Raw genomic sequence first — 16,777 nt, 5'->3', positions numbered from 1 at the left:
CTCGCGGATCGACCCCGGCATGCGAAGGCCGATGTCGTTGTTCAAGACTGTAACCGAAGGCCAAGGGTGTGGAGAGAGCGTCCGGCCCGCGAGATGGATCACAAAGGAGCGCACGTGCTGGACGAGGTCGGCCACTGGCTCGAACGTCGCTCCTGGTCAGCGGCGGATCGGCCGATGGACCAGCTCCTCGCCGCGAAGCGGCGGCGGCGCGGTGCGCACGGAGGCACGGCGGGCGCGCGCGGGGGCATGGACGGGGGCGTGAGCGTCGTCCTCCCCGCGCTGAACGAGGAGCGCACCGTCGGCCGCATCGTCTCGGTCATCCGGCGGGAGCTGATGACCGAGGCCGTGCCGCTGGTCGACGAACTGGTGGTGATGGACTCCGGCTCCACCGACCGAACGGCCGAGGTCGCGGGCGACGCGGGCGCGAAGGTCGTGCACCGCGACGAGATACTCCCCCGGCTGCCCGCGCTGCCCGGCAAGGGCGAGGTGCTGTGGCGCTCGCTGCTGGCCACCAGCGGGGAGATCGTCTGCTTCGTGGACGCCGATCTGGAGGACTTCTCGGCGGACTTCGTCTCCGGCATCGTGGGGCCGCTGCTGACCGATCCGTCGGTGCGGCTGGTCAAGGCGATGTACGACCGGCCGCTCGGCGCGGTGCCGGGTGAGCCGGGCGGCATCAGCGCGGCGGGTGGGCCGGCCGGTGCGGCAGCGGGCGGCGGACGGGTCACCGAGCTGGTCGCCCGGCCGCTGCTCAACCTGCACTGGCCCCGGCTGGCGGGCTTCGTCCAGCCGCTCGGCGGCGAGTACGCGGCCCGCCGCGAGCTGCTGGAGCGGCTGCCCTTCCCCGTCGGCTACGGCGTCGAGCTGGGGCTGCTGATCGACGCCCTGGACACGGCCGGACTGGACGCGCTCGCCCAGGTCGACGTGGGAGTGCGCCGCCACCGCCACCAGGACGGCCAGGCGCTGGGCCGGATGGCCGCCACGATCTACCGCACCGCCCAGCAGCGGCTGCCCGCCGCCGCCCCGGTGCGCCCGGACCTGACGCAGTTCGCCCGTTCGCCGGACGGGAGCTTCACCCCGCACACGCACGCGGTCGACACGCAGGAGCGCCCGCCGATGCGGGAGATCCCGGAGTACGCGGCCCGCGGCTGACCACCGGCTCCCCCGGCCGCCGCCCGGCGCGGGCCGGGCGGGTGCGGGCGGGTGCGGGCGGGTGCGGGTGCGGGGCGGGTGCGGGGCGGGTGCGGGCTCGCTCAGGAGGTGACGGCGACCGCCTCCACCTCCACGAGCTGGTCGTCGTACCCCAGCACCGAGACACCCAGCAGGGTGCTCGGGGCGTCGTGGTCCCCGAACCACTCGCGGACCACCTCCCACGCGGCGACCAGGTCCGCCTGACGCGCCGACGCCACGTACACCGTGGTCTTCGCCACGTCGGTACGCGAGGCGCCCGCGCCGGTCAGCGCCGCCTCCAGGTTGGCCATCACCTGCCGGGCCTGCCCCACGTAGTCCCCGACGGCGACGGTGTTGCCCTCGGCATCCAGCGGGCAGGCGCCCGCCGTGAAGATCGTCCGAGCCGGTGCCGAGACGGCCGACGCGTAGGCGTACTCCGCCACGTCCGACAGCTGCTCGTTCCGGATCAGTCGCACACTGCTGCTCACGCTTGGGTCTCTCCTCATACACGGTCGTGCGGAAAACGTCCTCCCCCACGCAAACCCGAACACACCGGCGCACGACCCGGCAACGCGGTTTCCCCCGCCCCCCGTACGACCCGCGCGTCCCGCGTTTACGCCGCCGGCCCGGTGGCTAGGCTCCGCCCATGCCCCCCGAGCGCTCCGCGCAGGTACTCGTCGCGTCCAACCGGGGCCCTGTGGCCTACTCCGCCGCCGAGGACGGTGCGCTCACCGCCCGGCGCGGCGGCGGCGGGCTCGTCTCCGGGCTCAGCGCGATCGGACCGGACGCGGGCGCGCTGTGGGTGTGCGCGGCCCTTGGCGACGCGGACCGCGAGGCCGCCCGGCGGGCGGGGGCAGGAGCCGGTGCAGGTGCGGGAGCCGGTGCGGGGGCGCGGCTCGATCCGGCCGACACCGGCGGCCAGGCCGTCCGCATGCTCGACATCCCGCCGGAGGTCTTCGCGGACGCCTACGGCGGCGTCGCCAACTCCGTGCTGTGGTTCGTGCACCACCTGCTCTACCAGACGCCGCTGGAGCCGGTCTTCGACGCGGAGTTCGCCCGCCAGTGGGGCGCGTACGAGACGTACAACGCCGCCTTCGCCGACGCGCTCGCGCAGGAGGCGGCGCCGGGCGCGGCCGTCCTGGTGCAGGACTACCACCTGGACCTGGTCCCCGCGCTGCTCCGGGAGCGCCGCCCCGACCTGCGGATCGGCCACTTCTCGCACACCCCGTGGGCGCCGCCGGACTACTACCGGCTGCTGCCTGACGAAACCGCCGCCGCCGTGCTGCGCGGCGTGCTGGGCGCCGACCGGGCGGCGTTCCTCACCCGCCGCTGGGCGGACGCGTTCACCGCCTGCTGCGCGGAGGTGCTGGGCGCCGAGGTGGGGGCCACGGCCGACGGCGAGCCGTACGTCACCCACGAGGGCCGCACCACGGCCATCGGCGTGCACGGGCTCGGCGCCGACGCGGAGTTCCTGCGCGAGCGGGCACACCGCCCGGACGTGGCGGAGCGGGCGGCGGCGCTGCGCGCGCAGATCGGCGCGGCACCGGACGGCACGCCGCGCCGGACGGTCGTGCGGGTGGACCGCACCGAGCTGTCCAAGAACATCGTGCGCGGCCTGCACGCCTTCCGGGAGCTGCTGACCACCCGCCCCGAGTGGCGCGAGCGGGTCGTGCACGTGGCGCTCGCGTACCCCTCCCGACAGGACCTGGCGGTCTACCGGGACTACACGGCGGCGGTGGCGCGGGTCGCCCAGGAGATCAACGCGGACTTCGGTACGCCCGGCTGGACCCCGGTCGTGCTGCACGTGAAGGACGACTTCGCCCGCTCGCTGGCCGCCTACCGGCTGGCGGACGTGGCCCTGGTCAACCCCGTGCGCGACGGCATGAACCTGGTCGCCAAGGAGGTCCCGGTGGTCTCCGACGCGGGCTGCGCCCTGGTGCTCTCCCGCGAGGCGGGCGCCTTCGCGGAGCTGGCGGGCGACGCGCTCGCGGTCAACCCCTACGACGTCTCCGCGACGGCCCGCGCGCTGCACGCGGCGCTGACGATGCCGCCCGAGGAGCGGGCGGCCCGTACCGCCCGGCTCGCGGCGGCGGCGACGGCGCTGCCGCCCGCCGCCTGGTTCCTGGCCCAGCTGGAGGCGCTGGGCGCGCGGGGCACGGGCACCGCCTGAAGACGGCCGCGTGCGGCGCGCGCCGGCCCGTCCACGCCCCGCGCGCTGTGCTCAGAGCGCCAGCGTGGCCGTGACCGCCGCGTGGTCGGAGGGCCACACCCCGTCCACCGGACCGTCGCCCGCCCGGCGCACGGAGCACACCCGGCCGAGCCCGCCCGGCCCCGGCGGGCCGACGTGGATGTAGTCGATCCGCCCGCCCGGAGAGAAGGTCTCCGCGACATACGGGTTGGCCGGGTCCCAGGTGACCGACGGCGCCGCCGGATCGGCGTACTCCCAGGCGTCCAGCAGCACTTGGCCCGGGACGGCGGGCGCGGTGCGATGGCCGCCGAGCAGGCGCAGCTCGTCCGAGTCGGGCAGCGCGTTGAAGTCGCCGGTGAGCACGGGCGGGAAGTCCGTACCGCCCCGGTGCTCCGCGACGAAGCGGGCGAGCGCGGTGACCTGGGCGCAGCGCAGCGCGGAGTCGTGCGGCGCCGAGTTGAGGTGGGTGGTGAAGAAGGGGAGCGGGCCGCCGGGGGCGTCCAGCCGGGCGTGCAGGGCGAGCCGTCCGTCGTCGCGGGCACCGTCGGCGGGCAGCCGCAGGACCGTACGGTCCAGCACGGGCCAGCGGCTGAGCACGGCGTTGCCGACGCCGTACTCGGTCGGGGGCGCCGTGGACGAGGGGCCGGCCAGCCGCCGGTTCCACCGCTCGGAGCGGGAGGAGGGAGCCCAGGTCCAGTGGAGGCCGAGGTCGTCGGCGAGCGTTCCGGCGAGATTCTCGGTGCCGTCCGACCACACCTCCTGGAGGCCCACGACGTCGGGCCGCAGCGCGCGCAGCACCGTACGGATCGCCTCCCGGCGCCGGTGCCAGGGGCCGAAGCGCCACCACAGGTTCCAGGTGACCACGCGCAGCCGCGCGGCGCGGGTCACGGGGCGGCCGGGGGCGCGGCCGGGTCCGGGGGCGAGTCGGGGGGCGTGTCGGGGGCCGCGTCGGGGGTCGAGTCCGCGTCCAGGGCCGGGCCTTCCAGCGCGGAGGCGAGGGCGGCGAGCAGCGCCAGCAGCCCTGACGGGCCGTCGACCACGAGGTCGGCGCGGCCGGACAGCTCCGTCACCTCGTCGCTCCCGCTGCACACCAGCACGCCGGGCACGCCCTCGGCACGCAGGCCCTCCACCGCGTCGAAGGCCGCAAGGTCCCCGAGGTCGTCGCCCGCGTACAGCACCGCCCCGGCCCCCGTCTCGCGCGCGAACTCCCGCAGCGCCAGGCCCTTGTCCATGCCCGGCGGACGCAACTCCATTACCAGGCGCCCGGGTTCGACCCGCAGACCGTGCTGGGCGGCGAGCGCGGCCAGCGGCGCCCGCAGGCGCTCGTACGCGGCGGCCGGGTCGGCGGCCCGGCGGGTGTGGACGGCCAACGCGCCGCCCTTGTCCTCGACGTGGACGCCCGGCTCCCCGGCGAGGAGCGCGGGCAGCGCGGCCCGTACGGGCGCCACGCCGGGGTGCGGCGCAGGGACGCGGACGGTGCCGGTGGCGGCGTCCCAGCGCTCCGCGCCGTACGCGCCGAGCACCGTCAGGTTCGGCGGGGACGGCGGCCGGGCGGCGAGGTCGGCGAACCCGCTGAAGCGCACGGCCAGTTCAGCCGGGCGTCCGGTGAGCACGGCGACCGCGCGCAGCCGCGGGGCGAGCCGGGCCACCACGGGCACGGTGTCCGGGTGCGCGCGGGCCTGCTCCGGGTCGGGGACGATGGGCGCCAGCGTCCCGTCGAAGTCGGTGACCACCACGGCGCGCGCGGGCCGCGCCAGCAGCGCGGCGAGCCCGGCGCGGCCTGCCGGAGTGCCGGGGGTGGGAAGAGCGGGGCCGGGAGGAGAGTCGCTACCCATGCCGCCGAGCCTATCGGGCGGCACGCCCGCCGCACGGGTACCCGCCGGAAGCGGCAGTGCGGCTGCGGGCAGTGCGGCTGCGCGGGCGCTCAGCGGTTCGCCCGCCGGGACTCCCGGCGGCGGCGGAGGCGGTTGACCGTGACAGGGTCGTGGGCGAGTGCGCGGGCGTCGTCGAGCAGGGCGTTGAGCAACTGGTAGTAGCGGGTGGGGGAGATGCCCAGCCGCTCCCTTATGGCGCGCTCCTTGGCACCGGGTCCGGGCCAGCCGCGGCGCTCGACGGCGAGGACGGCCACGTCGCGCGCCGACAGGCCGTCCGCGGCCGTAACGGCGGACCCGGCCGTACCGGCACCGGAAGCTGCCGGAACGGCCGGACTCCCCGGGCCGCCCGAGCCGTCCGGACCGCCGGGATCGCCGCCGTCCCGCGTGTGCTGCGCCATCTCTCCAACGTACTCCCCGCGGGCTGCCCCGTGCCCCCTGGTCCGGCTCCGGGCTCCGCTGCCGGGGCGCCTGCTCCCGGAGATGATCTGCGCTCCCTCAGCCGTCCGCCTGTGCCTCGGCCGTCTCCGCCGTCCGCTGGACCGCGCCGAGCACCTGCGCCGGGCTCCGGTCGGGTGCGACCGCCTCGCCGACCGCCTTCTTGATCTGCGAACTGACCTTGCCCCAGGACACCTTGCCCGCCGGGTAGAACTCGGCCGTCGGCAGTTGGTCCAGGAACTTGCGCAGGTGGCGCCGCTCGTCGTCGCTCTGCATCCGCTCCGAGGCGCTGGTGGTCACCGGCAGCAGCTCGTAGCGGCTGACGAAGTCGTAGTGGTTCTTCTCGCTGAACGCGAAGGCGAGGAACTTCCCGGCCTCCTTGCGGTGGCCCTTCTTCTTGAAGGCCATGATCCAGTCGGCGACGCCCATGGTGGTGGCGGCCGGGCCGTTCTTACCGGGCAGCCGGGTGGTCCCGTAGCGGACCTTGTCGCGCGCGGCCTGCTGCATGAGGGTGGGGTGCCCGTTGAGCATGCCGACGTCGCCCCCGCTGAACGCGTCGAAGATCTGCTGCCGGTCGGTGCGGGCCGGGTCGGGGCCGGTGAGGCCGGGGCTGACGAGTTCGTCCCGCAGCCACTCGAAGGCCGCGGTGTTGGCGGCGGAGTCGATGGCGTAGCCGCCGGTAGTGTCGGTGTAGCCGCCGTCCTCGCCGAGCATCCACATCATGGTCTCGGCGGGCGCCTCCTCGGGGCCGAGCGGCAGCCCGTACGGGTGCTTGACCCCCGCCGCCTTCAGCGCGCGGGCCGCGTCCCGCAGGTCGCCCCAGCTCCTGGGCGGCTCGTCCGGGTCGAGTCCGGCGCCGGCGAAGAGGTCCTTGTTGTAGAAGAGCCGCCGGGTGCTGGCGACGAACGGCAGCCCGTACTGCACCCGGTGCACCTCGCCGACGGCGGCCAGGCTGGGCAGGAAGTCCGCCTGCACGGGTATGGGCAGGAGGTCGGCCGCGCTGTAGAGCATGTCCTTGGCGGCGTAGCTGGCGTAGGAGCCGATCTGGGCGATGTCCGGCGGCTCGCCGTTCTTGACCATTTCGCCGACCTTCGCGTCCACGTCGTTCCAGTGCAGCACGGAGACGTCGACGGAGATGCCGGGGTTGCGCCGCTCGAAGGCGTCGGCCAGCGCGTCCCAGTACTGCTGGGAGCCGTTGTTCCCGCCGGGGTCGCCGTAGTCGGCCGCCACCACGCTGAGCGCGACTTCGCCGCCTGCCGGGGAATCGTCACTGCATCCGGCGAGCGCAAGCCCCGCCGTACTCGCCGCACCTGTCGCCGCCAGGCTCAGGAATCGCCGTCGCCGCACCGTGCCCTCCCTGCTTCGGGACGTCGTGAATTCCTTGTGTGCTCGCCCGCGGGGCCGATTTCGGCCCGCTCGCGTTCGACGGGACGTGAGTCTGTCCCGTATTCCCCATAAGGTCTACACCACTGGCAAGATCACCTGTAGAGGGGCCACCGAGGGGCGCGCTGACCAGGCATCTCCGTAAAAAATAGGATTGGTCCAGACCTGAGTTTCCCGGTCGTACGCGACGCGGAGGGGGCGCGAGGGGCGCATGGCCGGGAATCCGGGCAGCGCGCACCGGCCCGCCGTGCGCACGTCACACAGAAAGATCACGTAAGTGGACTAGACCTTTATGCCGTCCGCACGGGAGACTGTCCGTTGTGAGCTCCTACGTCATTGCCCTCGATGTGGGCGGCACCGGAATGAAGGCCGCCCTCATCGGCGCCGGTCCCGAGTACCGCCCCCTGTACGAGACGCGCCGCGTCACCCCGCGCGAGCAGGGTCCGGAAGCCGTCGTCGAGTCCGTGCTCGCCTTCGCCGCCGAACTGCGCGCGTACGGCCTGGAGCACCTCGGTGCCGAACCCCTCGCCGCGGGGGTCGTGCTGCCCGGCACCGTCGACGAGGCCGACGGCATCGCCGTCTACTCCGCCAACCTCGGCTGGCGGGACGTGCCGGTGCGCGACCTCGTGCGCGAACGGCTGAGCAATGGGCTTCCCGTCGCGCTGGGCCACGACGTGCGCGCCGGCGGCCTCGCGGAGGGGCGGATCGGCGCGGGCAAGGGCGTCGACCGCTTCCTCTTCCTGCCGCTGGGCACCGGCATCGCCGGAGCCATCGGCATCGACGGCCGGGTGGAGCCGGGCGCGCACGGCAGCGCCGGGGAACTGGGCCACGTCGTGATCCGCCCGGACGGGCCGGACTGCCCCTGCGGGCAGCGCGGTTGCCTGGAGACGCTCTCCTCCGCCGCCGCCGTGGGCCGCGCCTGGGCCGAGGCCAGCGGAGACCCGTCGGCGACCGCGGCGGACGCCGCCAAGGCCGTCGAGTCCGGCGACCCGCGCGCCAAGGCCGTCTGGCACGACGCGCTCGAGGCGCTCGCCGCCGGGCTGGTCACCGGCCTGACCCTGCTGGACCCGCGCACGCTGATCATCGGCGGCGGCCTGGCCGAGGCGGGCGACACGCTGTTCACGCCGCTGCGCGCGGCGGTACGGGACCGGGTGACCTTCCAGCCGCTTCCCACGATCGTCCCGGCGGCCCTCGGGGACGCTGCCGGCTGCCTGGGCGCGGGACTTCTGGCCTGGGATCAACACTCCGCGGAGGTTTCGAGTCGATGACGCCCAAGACGGCGACGACACAGCGCAAAGTGCTGACCGGAGCACGGGTGGTGCTGCCGGAGGGAGTGGCCGACCGCGGGCGGCTGGCCGTCGAGGGCCGTACGCTCGCGGCGGCCGATCCCGCCGAGCCCTCCACGCACGACCTGACCGGGCACTGGATCGTGCCCGGTTTCGTCGACATGCACGTGCACGGCGGTGGCGGCGCGTCCTTCTCGGCGGGCACCGCCGAGGAAGCCCTCAAGGTCATCGACACGCACCGGCGGCACGGCACCACGACCATGGTCGCCTCCACCGTCACCGGTGAACTGGACGACCTCGCCCGGCAGGCGGGCGCGCTGAGCGAGCTGGCCGAGCAGGGGGACCTGGCGGGCCTGCACTTCGAGGGCCCCTTCATCGCCCGCAACCGCTGCGGCGCGCACGACCCCGACCTGCTGCGCGACCCCGACCCGGCGGACGTGCGCAAGCTGGTGGACGCCGCACGCGGCACCGCGCGGATGGTGACCCTGGCACCCGAACTGCCCGGCGGGCTCGACTCCGTGCGCATGCTCGCCGACGGCGGCGTCATCGCGGCCGTCGGCCACACCGACGCGACGTACGAGGCGACCCAGCAGGCGATCGACGCGGGCGCGACCGTCGCCACCCACCTCTTCAACGCGATGCCCGGCCTCGGCCACCGCGTCCCCGGCCCGATCGCCGCGCTGCTGGAGGACGAGCGGGTCACCGTCGAGCTGATCAACGACGGCACCCACCTGCACCCGGCCGTCCTGGAACTCGCCTTCGGCAGCGCGGGCGCCGGACGGGTCGTCTTCATCACGGACGCGATGGGCGCGGCCGGCATGGGCGACGGCCTCTACCCGCTGGGCCCGCTGGAGGTCGAGGTGCGCGAGGGCGTGGCGCGCGTCGCGGGCGGCGGTTCCATCGCCGGTTCGACCCTCACCCTGGACGAGGCGCTGCGGCGCGCGGTCACGGTGGACGGGCTGCCCGTCGAGGCGGCCGTCCAGGCGCTCTCGGGCAACCCGGCCCGGCTGCTGGGCGTGGCCGACCAGGTGGGCTCGCTCGAAGTCGGCAAGGACGCGGACCTGGTGGTGCTGGACGAGCACTTCGCCCTCACCGCGGTCATGCGCAAAGGCGAATGGGTGGTGCCGCCGCCGGCGAAGGGGTGAGCCGCAGCCGCCGACGGTACGGCTGCGGGCGGTACGGCCGCACGCGGTACGCCGTGGAGCGCGGCGGCGGCGCGGCGGCCCGGCGGGGGCTGCGCAGGTGAGGCCGCCAGTGGCATGATCGCTGGCGCATCCGTACGCCCGCCGGCAGACCGCCGGGACGGGCGCGTGTCCGCGAGGGGTTGATCCGCATGATTCTCACGGTGACTCCGAACACCGCCGTCGACCTCACCTACCGCGTGCCCCGCCTGGAGCGGCACGGTTCGCACCGGGTCACCGAGGTGATCGCACGGCCCGGCGGCAAGGGGCTGAACGTCGCGCGCGTACTGGCGGCCCTCGGGCACGACACCGTGGTGACGGGCTTCGCGGGCGGCCGTACGGGCGAGGAGCTGCGCGGGCTGCTGGCGGACGCCGTCGCCGCCGACGCGCCCGCCCCGGCGGACGCAAACGCCGGGTCGGACCGCGGCACGGTGACGGACGCGCTGATCCCCTCGGGCGCGGCCACCCGCCGCACCGTCGCCGTGGTCGACGAGGAGAGCGGCGACACCACACAGCTCAACGAACCCGGCCCGCTGATCACCCCCGCCGAGTGGGACGGCTTCCTCGCCACCTGCCGCACCCTGCTCGCCGACGCCGACGCGGTCGCCCTGTGCGGCAGCCTGCCGCCCGGCGTGCCGGTGGGCGCGTACGCGACGCTCGTACGGGAGGCGCGTGCCGCCGGAGTGCCGGTGCTGCTGGACACCAGCGGCGAACCGCTGCGCCGAGGCCTCGCCGCGCGGCCCGACCTGGTGAAGCCCAACGCACGGGAACTGGCCGGGATCACCGGCACCAGCGACCCGCTGCGCGCCGCCCACGAGGCACGGCGGCGCGGAGCACACACGGTGGCCGTCTCACTGGGCCCGGACGGCATGCTGCTGGTCGGCCCGGAACACGTCTGGCAGGCGGTACCGCCCACACTCACCGGCAATCCGACCGGCGCGGGCGACTCGGCGGTCGCCGGACTGCTCTCCGGCCTGGTCGAGCAACTGCCCGAACCTCAGCTGCTGAGCCGCGCGGTGGCCCTGTCGGCGGCGACCGTACGCTCCCGGGCGGCGGGCGAGTACGACCAGGCGACGTACGCCGAACTGCTGCCCCTGATCGAGGCGACCGAACGGGCCCCAGTCGGGTAGCGCGCAGCGGAGCGGCCCACGTGGGCTAGCGGGGCTTGAGCCACACCTGGTCGAGGTTCACGTTGCAGGAGTCGCCGCCACCGCAGGAGATCGCGAAGGAGTTGGAGCCCTTCTCTATCTGCACCGTGGAGTAGGTGTACGTCCAGCCCTTCTCCCAGTCACCCTCGGACGCATTAGCGTAGTTCTTCATGTTCAGGCCGGTGGCATGCGGCTTGCCGTTGACCGCGAGTGAGAGCCTCATGTCCTTGCCGGGCACGCTGTAGCGCACGTACAGGTCGTAGGTTCCGCCCTTCTCGAGCTGGGCGTCCCACTTGGCCGCCGAACCGGGCTTGTTCATCCCGGCCACGTAGTTGCCGCCCTTGCCCTTGGCTCCCGGGATGGTGTCCTCGAGGTGGGCGTCGCCGTCGAGCCGCAGCGTGGCCGCGTCCTCCTTGGGGGGCGAGCCCGGCTTCGGCTCCGCGTCCTTGCCGTCGCCCTTGCCCTTGTCCTCGGTCTTGTCCTTGCCCTTGCCCGGCTCCTCGCCGCCGGCCGGCGGCGCGCTCGCCGACTTGTCCGCCTCGGCGCCCTCGGCGGCGTCGCCGCCGTCGTTGAAGATCATTGCCGCGCCGATGCCCACCACGACCGCCGCGACGACCGCGACAGCGCCCACCAGCAGGCCGTTGCGGTTGCCGCCGCCACGGCCCCGGCCACCCCCGGGCGCGCGGCCCTGGCCGCCGGGCTGGCCCAGCGCGGCGCGGGCGCCGGGCATCGTCTCGGGTGCGGCGTAGTGCGCGTTGGGCTGGTGCTGGGGGTGTGCGCCCGGCTGCTGCGCTCCCTGCTGCGGCGGGTAGCCGTAGCCGCCCTGCTGCTGGGGCTGCTGCTGCGCGCCGCCGTACTGCCGCTCACCGACGGCCCGGACCTCGTTGTACGAGCGCCGGGGGACGCCGGGCTGCTGCGCGGGCCGCTGAGCCGCCGCCGTGCCGTCCGAGCCGCCTTCCTGGCGGTACAGATAGGCGAACGGGTCGTCGCCCTCGGGCGTGCCCGTGCCGTTGTTCTCGGCGGTCATCCCCTGTCACTCCCTACTGCGTCAGGTATCCGGCCGAGCTTACCTCCCAGGGGTGACCCGTACGCCAACGGTGAAATGATCTCGGACCGGACGCCCGGTGAATCTTCCCCGCGGGCCGGCGGGAAGGCGGGCCGCCGGACCTGTCCGCGCGGCTGGTGCACCTCCCCGGCCACAGCACTAGCCCGCCCGGCGCTGGCCCTTGGCGCGCGACCGCTTCTCCACGTACATCCGCTGGTCGGCCGATTGGAGCACTTCCTCGGCGGTCATCCCGCAGCCCGCCCAGCCGATGCCGAAGCTCGCCCCGACGCGCACCGACCGGCCGTCGATGCGGATCGGCGGAATGATGGCGTTGCGCAGCCGCACCGCGAGGTCCTGCGCCTCTGCCGGGCCGACGCCGTCCGCGAGGACGACGAACTCGTCGCCGCCGAGCCGCGCGACCGTGTCGTTGTCCCTGACCAGGCTGGACAGGCGCTGGGCGACCGCGACCAGCACCGCGTCCCCGCAGTGGTGCCCGTAGCGGTCGTTGATGGACTTGAAGCCGTCGAGGTCGCAGAAGAGGACGGCGAGACCCTTGTCACCCGCGCCTTCCGGCGGCACGGCGTGCACGTGGTGCGGGTCGGCGGACTGCGGGCGGTAGGACCGCACGTCGTACGGGGAGTCGCCGCACACGCCCCGCACCCCGGACAGCTCCTCAGCCGCGAAGCCGTCGAAGTCCTCGCCCTTGGCGCCCACGTCGGTCAGCGCGGAGGGGGCGGCGCGCGAGACGCCGGAGACGGGGCGGCCGGGGTGCGCGCAGAGCCTGCTGGTCAGCCGGGCGCGCAGCTCCGCGCTGTTGGGCAGGCCGGTGAGCGAGTCATGGCTGGCGCGGTGGGCGAGCTGCAACTCGTGCCGCTTGCGCTCCTCGATGTCCTCGACGTGGGAGAGCAGGAAACGCGGCCCGTCCGCCGCGTCCGCCACCACGGAGTTGCGCAGCGAGACCCAGACGAACGAGCCGTCGCGGCGGCGCAGCCGCAGCTCCGCCCGGCCGCCCTCGGCGGACGTCCGCAGCAGGGTGCCGATGTCCTCGGGGTGCACGAGGTCGGAGAAGGAGTAGCGGCGCATCGCGGAGGCGGGGCGGCCGAGCAGCCGGCACAGCGCGTCGTTCGTACGGACCAGCCTGCCGTGCTCGTCGCCGCCCATCTCGGCCACGGCCATGCCGCTGGGCGCGTACTCGAACGCCTGCCGGAAGCTCTCCTCGCTGGAGCGCAGCGCCTGCTGCTCGCGCTCCAGGCGCACCAGCGCGCGCTGCATGTTGGCGCGCAGCCGGGCGTTGCTCAGCGCGATGGCGGCCTGGGAGGCGTACATCTGGAGGGCCTCGCGGCGCCAGGCGTTGGGGCGGCGGCCGTTGTCCGGGCGGTCGACAGAGATCACGCCGAGCAGCTCGCTGGTCGAGGCGTAGAGCGGGGCGAGGAGGCGGTCGACGGGGTGCCAGGCGTCGGCGGCGGGGGACACCTCGTCCGGCGAGTGCCACGTCGGCACGTCGTCGTCCTCCAGGACCCAGCCCTCGGTGTGCGGGATGAAGCGCAGCTCGCCCCAGCGCTCCCCCATCGTGAGCCGGCGCTCCCAGGACTCGCGGGAGCCGATCAGGCCGGACATCGTCGCCTCGGCCTTCGCGCTGCCGGCGACGGCGGCGACGACGAGGTCGCCGTCGCCCCTTACCAGATTGACGATGCTCAGCTGGAAACCCAGCCCGTCCACCACGCCGTCGGCGATGGCCTGGAGGGTGTCCGCGAGGCTGCGGGCGGTGTTCAGATGTGCCACGACCTGATGCAGTTTCCGCAGGCTGGTGAGGCGGACATAAGGTTCCGACTCGGTTTCCATCGCCTCCCCCAAAGCGTCGTACGGCAGTCCTCGGACCTACGTCGCCGGTCCGTCCTCCGCGTGCACATGCACGTGCAGGCACGCTTAACCCCACTGAATCACAGTCAGCTGTTTCCCCGGTACACAGGGTCAACGCTAAATGCCGTCTGTGACTCAAGTCACAACCATACGCGTACGACTGACTCCGCAGAGTGGGAGCGCTCCCTGGGGCGGGGCTCGCGAGGGTGGCCCGGGAGGCACGACCTAGGACCCGTCTGGTTCCGCAGCCCGATGTCTTGGGACGGGCGGAGCTATAGCGTTCTTGACGTGTCCTACGCAGCATACGAGCAGACCGTGTCCCCGATCCCCCATTCTGGAGGAGTGAGCGAGGACGAGTTCAAGGCCGCCATGTCCCGGCTGACCGCGGGCGTGGTGCTGGTGACCGCGCACGACGAGGAGGAGGGGGTCGGCGGCGAGGACGTCGGCATGACCGCGACGGCCTTCATGTCGGTGTCGCTGGACCCGCCGCTGGTGCTGGTCAGCCTGCGGGACGGCTCCCGGATGGACGAGCTGCTCGAACGCCAGCCGCTCTGGGCCGCCGCCCTCCTCACCGAGAACCAGCGCCAGCTGGCCGCCCGCTTCGCGATGAAGGGGCGGCTGAGCGACCGGCTGCTCTTCCGCGACGTCCCGCACAGCCGGGGCGCGACCTCCGGCGCACCGCTGCCCGAGGGGGCGCTCGCACTCGTGGAATGCCGTACGGAGCAGCGCGTACGGGCCGGGGACCACAACCTCGTCATCGCGCGGGTGCTGACCGCGTCGCTGCCGCACACGCCCGACGCGGGGCCGCTCACCTACTACCGGGGCGGCTACCGCGCCTTCTCCCGCGGCCATTGACATCCTCCTCGGCCCAAAGGCCGGGGATTCCCACCTGCTCCCACCGGACGGGTGAGGGCTTCGGGTGGGTTCCTGGCCCGAGACCGAGATCGACGCCCACCTCGGGCGTGACCTCGGGGAGGACTTCCTCGGGGCCGGTCTCGACCACGAAGCTCGCGAAGTACCGGCCCGCACTGTCCTTGACCACCGTCACCGTCGACGGCACGGAGGGCAGCGTCCGCGACCACTTCACCTTCAGGTCGCCGATCTTTGGCAGGCGCAGCTTCTCGCCGGTCGTGATCGACCAGCGGGCGTTCGCGGTGAACCGGACCGACTGCCGGGTGTCCCGCTTCGACTTGAACCGCGGTGCCCCCATGCGCGGGCGCTTGCCCGTCAGGCCGTCGAAGAAGTTCCGGTACGCGGTGTCCAGGTCGCGAAGCGACTGCTGGAGGATCACCGCCGAGACCTCGCCGAGCCAGGCCCGTTCCGGGGTGTTCTTCGCCTCGGTGATCAGCGCCTTCGACAGGTCGCCGGTCTTGGGGAACGGCATGCCTTCACTGCGGGCGGTCTCCCGAGCCCTGAGGGCGTCGTTGTAGACCACCCGCGCGCACCCGAACGCCCTCGCCAACGCCATGCGCTGACCGGCGCTCGGGTACAAGCGGAAGCTGTACCGAAGCTGCGCGCGGATCATGACACACAGTTGGTTTATGGGTAACGATGAGAACGTTCGTACTGGTCGTCACTGTGTCTTCCGCATGCATGTCCACTTGGTTTTCGTGACGAAGTACCGGCACAAGGTCTTCGCCGACCGGCACCTGACGCGGTGCGAGGAGATCATGCGGGCCGTGTGTGAGGACTTCGAGGCCGAGCTGGTCGAGTTCAATGGCGAGAACAACCACGTGCACCTGCTCGTGAACTTCCCGCCGAAGGTCGCCGTGTCCAAGCTGGTGAACTCCCTCAAAGGCGTGTCCTCCCGCAGGCTCCGCCAGGAGTTCCCTGACCTGGTCCGCCACTACTGGCGGGCACAACGACTCTGGTCCGGCTCGTACTTCGCCGGCTCCGTCGGCGGCGCGCCGCTCAGCATCGTGAAGCAGTACATCGAGCAGCAGAACCGGCCGCTCTGACCTTGGCCGAGGCGGACAGTGCGGATCCGTGCACACAGCTGAAGTCAGAGCAGCTCTCAGATTCGCTTCACCACCGGGCCGAAGCCCGGTGCACTGCGAATAGTCCCGGGAGTAGCCCGCTACGAGGGCGTTCCTCCGCCTTGCGAGCACACGCACCAGGCGCCGCGGGCCTTACCGCCGCTACTTTCGAAACACGCCCAAGGTGCTACCAGTCGCCGGTCACCAGGCCGCCGGCATCAGCACGACCTTGCCGACCGTGCCCCGCTCCGCCAGCGCACGGTGCGCGCGAGCCGCCTCCGCCAGCGGGAACGGCTGCACCAGCGGCACCAGCGTGCCCGCCGCCGCGTGCGCCATCGCCTCCTTCTCCAGCGCCCCCCGGTCGGCGGCCAGCCGCGCCCCGTCGAGCGGCCGTACGGTGACACCGCGCCCGGCCGCCTCCGCCGCCTCGGGCGCGACGGCGCCGTCCGCGTCGAATCCGGTGGAGGCGCTGCCGTACGCGTGGTGCGTGCCGCCGACGGCAACCAGGTCCAGCGCGGTACGGCCCAGCGCGCCGCCGACCGCGTCGAAGACGTGGGTGAAGGGCCGGTCGCCGCCGCCCAGCCGGGCGCGCGCCTGCTCGGCCCAGTCCGGGCGGGTGTAGTCCACGGCCACGTCCGCGCCGAGCTTGGCGACCGTCTCCGTCTTGGCCGCACCGCCCGCCGCGCCGACGACGCGTGCGCCCCGGTCCTTCGCGTACTGGAGCAGCAGCGAGCCCATCCCGCCCGCCGCGGCGAGCACCAGCACGGTGTCCGAGGGGCCCAGATCGGTGCCGCGCAGGACACCGAGCACCGTGCGGCCGGTGCCGATCATCGCGACGGCGTGCGGCTCGTCCAGCCCGTCGGGCAGGACGTGCAGCGCCTCGACGCCGACGACGGCCAGCTCGGCGTAGCCGCCCGGGGCCGTTCCGAGGTACGCGACGACGCGCCGCCCCAGCCAGTCCGGGTCGACGCCCTCCCCCACCGCGTCCACCGTGCCCGCGATCTCGCGGCCGGGGATGGTCGGCAGCTCCGGCAGCGGCAGGGGCCCGAGCCGGAGCCCCTCGCGCAGCGCCGTGTCGACGAGGTGCACCCCGGCCGCGGCGACGGCCACCCGGACCTGCCCGCCGCCCGGCTCGGGGTCCGCCACCTCCTCGTACCGCAGATTCTCGGCGGGGCCGAAGGTGTGCAGGCGGATGGCGTGCATGGCGGAACTCCTGTCCTCGGGGTACGGCACC

The 16,777-nt window shown here is 74.0% G+C and carries 15 protein-coding genes and 1 pseudogene; 7 read left to right on the top strand and 9 right to left on the bottom strand.

Annotated features, from left to right (window positions below; translation table 11 throughout):
• Positions 1-114 precede the first annotated feature (114 nt).
• Complete coding sequence (locus H299_RS0125395; RefSeq protein ID WP_027750706.1) at positions 115-1,149, top strand: glucosyl-3-phosphoglycerate synthase; 1,035 nt, start codon at positions 115-117, stop codon at positions 1,147-1,149.
• Positions 1,150-1,250: 101 nt separating this feature from the next.
• On the opposite strand, the gene H299_RS0125390 is transcribed toward H299_RS0125395, so the two are convergent.
• Complete coding sequence (locus H299_RS0125390) at positions 1,251-1,655, bottom strand: Rid family hydrolase (protein ID WP_027750705.1); 405 nt, start codon at positions 1,653-1,655, stop codon at positions 1,251-1,253.
• Positions 1,656-1,813: 158 nt separating this feature from the next.
• Here H299_RS0125390 and H299_RS0125385 point away from each other — a divergent pair, with 158 nt between their 5' ends.
• Positions 1,814-3,337: a trehalose-6-phosphate synthase gene (locus H299_RS0125385; RefSeq protein WP_027750704.1), complete on the top strand. Its 1,524-nt coding sequence runs from the start codon at positions 1,814-1,816 to the stop codon at positions 3,335-3,337.
• 51 nt (positions 3,338-3,388) lie between these two features.
• On the opposite strand, the gene H299_RS0125380 is transcribed toward H299_RS0125385, so the two are convergent.
• From H299_RS0125380 to H299_RS0125365, 4 genes are all read right to left on the bottom strand, one after another.
• Positions 3,389-4,225 carry an endonuclease/exonuclease/phosphatase family protein gene (locus H299_RS0125380; protein ID WP_027750703.1) on the bottom strand — a complete coding sequence of 279 codons (837 nt, stop codon included), beginning with the start codon at positions 4,223-4,225 and terminating at the stop codon, positions 3,389-3,391.
• Between the two features lie 14 nt (positions 4,226-4,239).
• Positions 4,240-5,190 carry a trehalose-phosphatase gene (otsB, locus tag H299_RS36205; RefSeq protein ID WP_078513034.1) on the bottom strand — a complete coding sequence of 317 codons (951 nt, stop codon included), beginning with the start codon at positions 5,188-5,190 and terminating at the stop codon, positions 4,240-4,242.
• Between the two features lie 89 nt (positions 5,191-5,279).
• Positions 5,280-5,627 (bottom strand): DUF3263 domain-containing protein, encoded by a 348-nt coding sequence (locus H299_RS40670; RefSeq protein ID WP_078513033.1) that lies wholly within the window; start codon positions 5,625-5,627, stop codon positions 5,280-5,282.
• A gap of 97 nt (positions 5,628-5,724) precedes the next feature.
• Positions 5,725-7,011 (bottom strand): extracellular solute-binding protein, encoded by a 1,287-nt coding sequence (locus H299_RS0125365; RefSeq protein WP_027750701.1) that lies wholly within the window; start codon positions 7,009-7,011, stop codon positions 5,725-5,727.
• Positions 7,012-7,367: 356 nt separating this feature from the next.
• Here H299_RS0125365 and H299_RS0125360 point away from each other — a divergent pair, with 356 nt between their 5' ends.
• From H299_RS0125360 to H299_RS0125350, 3 genes are all read left to right on the top strand, one after another.
• Positions 7,368-8,315 (top strand): ROK family protein, encoded by a 948-nt coding sequence (locus tag H299_RS0125360; protein ID WP_037760542.1) that lies wholly within the window; start codon positions 7,368-7,370, stop codon positions 8,313-8,315.
• Positions 8,312-9,478 (top strand): N-acetylglucosamine-6-phosphate deacetylase, encoded by a 1,167-nt coding sequence (nagA, locus tag H299_RS0125355; protein WP_027750699.1) that lies wholly within the window; start codon positions 8,312-8,314, stop codon positions 9,476-9,478. Before H299_RS0125360 ends, nagA begins: the two co-directional genes overlap by 4 nt.
• Positions 9,479-9,666: 188 nt before the next feature.
• Positions 9,667-10,644, top strand: coding sequence for a 1-phosphofructokinase (locus H299_RS0125350; protein WP_027750698.1), 978 nt, complete (start codon positions 9,667-9,669; stop codon positions 10,642-10,644).
• A 25-nt stretch (positions 10,645-10,669) separates the two neighbouring features.
• On the opposite strand, the gene H299_RS0125345 is transcribed toward H299_RS0125350, so the two are convergent.
• Complete coding sequence (locus H299_RS0125345) at positions 10,670-11,689, bottom strand: carbohydrate-binding protein (protein WP_027750697.1); 1,020 nt, start codon at positions 11,687-11,689, stop codon at positions 10,670-10,672.
• Positions 11,690-11,866: 177 nt separating this feature from the next.
• On the bottom strand, positions 11,867-13,549 hold the full coding sequence (gene cdgB, locus H299_RS0125340; protein WP_027750696.1) for a diguanylate cyclase CdgB: 1,683 nt from the start codon (positions 13,547-13,549) through the stop codon (positions 11,867-11,869).
• A gap of 306 nt (positions 13,550-13,855) precedes the next feature.
• Here cdgB and H299_RS0125335 point away from each other — a divergent pair, with 306 nt between their 5' ends.
• Positions 13,856-14,422 (top strand): flavin reductase family protein, encoded by a 567-nt coding sequence (locus tag H299_RS0125335; protein WP_486587416.1) that lies wholly within the window; start codon positions 13,856-13,858, stop codon positions 14,420-14,422.
• 79 nt (positions 14,423-14,501) lie between these two features.
• Here H299_RS0125335 and H299_RS36200 read toward each other — a convergent pair.
• Positions 14,502-15,092, bottom strand: a pseudogene (locus H299_RS36200) (RNA-guided endonuclease InsQ/TnpB family protein); the annotation flags it as partial.
• 16 nt (positions 15,093-15,108) lie between these two features.
• Here H299_RS36200 and tnpA point away from each other — a divergent pair.
• On the top strand, positions 15,109-15,525 hold the full coding sequence (tnpA, locus tag H299_RS0125325; protein ID WP_027750694.1) for an IS200/IS605 family transposase: 417 nt from the start codon (positions 15,109-15,111) through the stop codon (positions 15,523-15,525).
• 219 nt (positions 15,526-15,744) lie between these two features.
• Here tnpA and H299_RS0125320 read toward each other — a convergent pair whose 3' ends face one another.
• The gene (locus tag H299_RS0125320; RefSeq protein WP_027750693.1) at positions 15,745-16,746 is read right to left on the bottom strand and encodes a zinc-binding dehydrogenase; all 1,002 of its coding nucleotides are present in this window, start codon (positions 16,744-16,746) and stop codon (positions 15,745-15,747) included.
• Positions 16,747-16,777 lie beyond the last annotated feature (31 nt).

Source organism: Streptomyces sp. CNH287 (assembly GCF_000424825.1).
This window is presented reverse-complemented; position numbering and strand designations above follow the sequence as displayed.

What these genes read in the sequence shown, in the direction of transcription:
- H299_RS0125385 (WP_027750704.1), top strand. Translation starts at nt 1,814, where the DNA reads ATGCCCCCCGAGCGCTCCGCGCAGGTACTCGTCGCGTCCAACCGGGGC.
- otsB (WP_078513034.1), bottom strand. Translation starts at nt 5,190, where the DNA reads ATGGGTAGCGACTCTCCTCCCGGCCCCGCTCTTCCCACCCCCGGCACT.
- H299_RS40670 (WP_078513033.1), bottom strand. Translation starts at nt 5,627, where the DNA reads ATGGCGCAGCACACGCGGGACGGCGGCGATCCCGGCGGTCCGGACGGC.
- nagA (WP_027750699.1), top strand. Translation starts at nt 8,312, where the DNA reads ATGACGCCCAAGACGGCGACGACACAGCGCAAAGTGCTGACCGGAGCA.
- H299_RS0125350 (WP_027750698.1), top strand. Translation starts at nt 9,667, where the DNA reads ATGATTCTCACGGTGACTCCGAACACCGCCGTCGACCTCACCTACCGC.
- H299_RS0125345 (WP_027750697.1), bottom strand. Translation starts at nt 11,689, where the DNA reads ATGACCGCCGAGAACAACGGCACGGGCACGCCCGAGGGCGACGACCCG.
- cdgB (WP_027750696.1), bottom strand. Translation starts at nt 13,549, where the DNA reads ATGGAAACCGAGTCGGAACCTTATGTCCGCCTCACCAGCCTGCGGAAA.
- tnpA (WP_027750694.1), top strand. Translation starts at nt 15,109, where the DNA reads ATGGGTAACGATGAGAACGTTCGTACTGGTCGTCACTGTGTCTTCCGC.
- H299_RS0125320 (WP_027750693.1), bottom strand. Translation starts at nt 16,746, where the DNA reads ATGCACGCCATCCGCCTGCACACCTTCGGCCCCGCCGAGAATCTGCGG.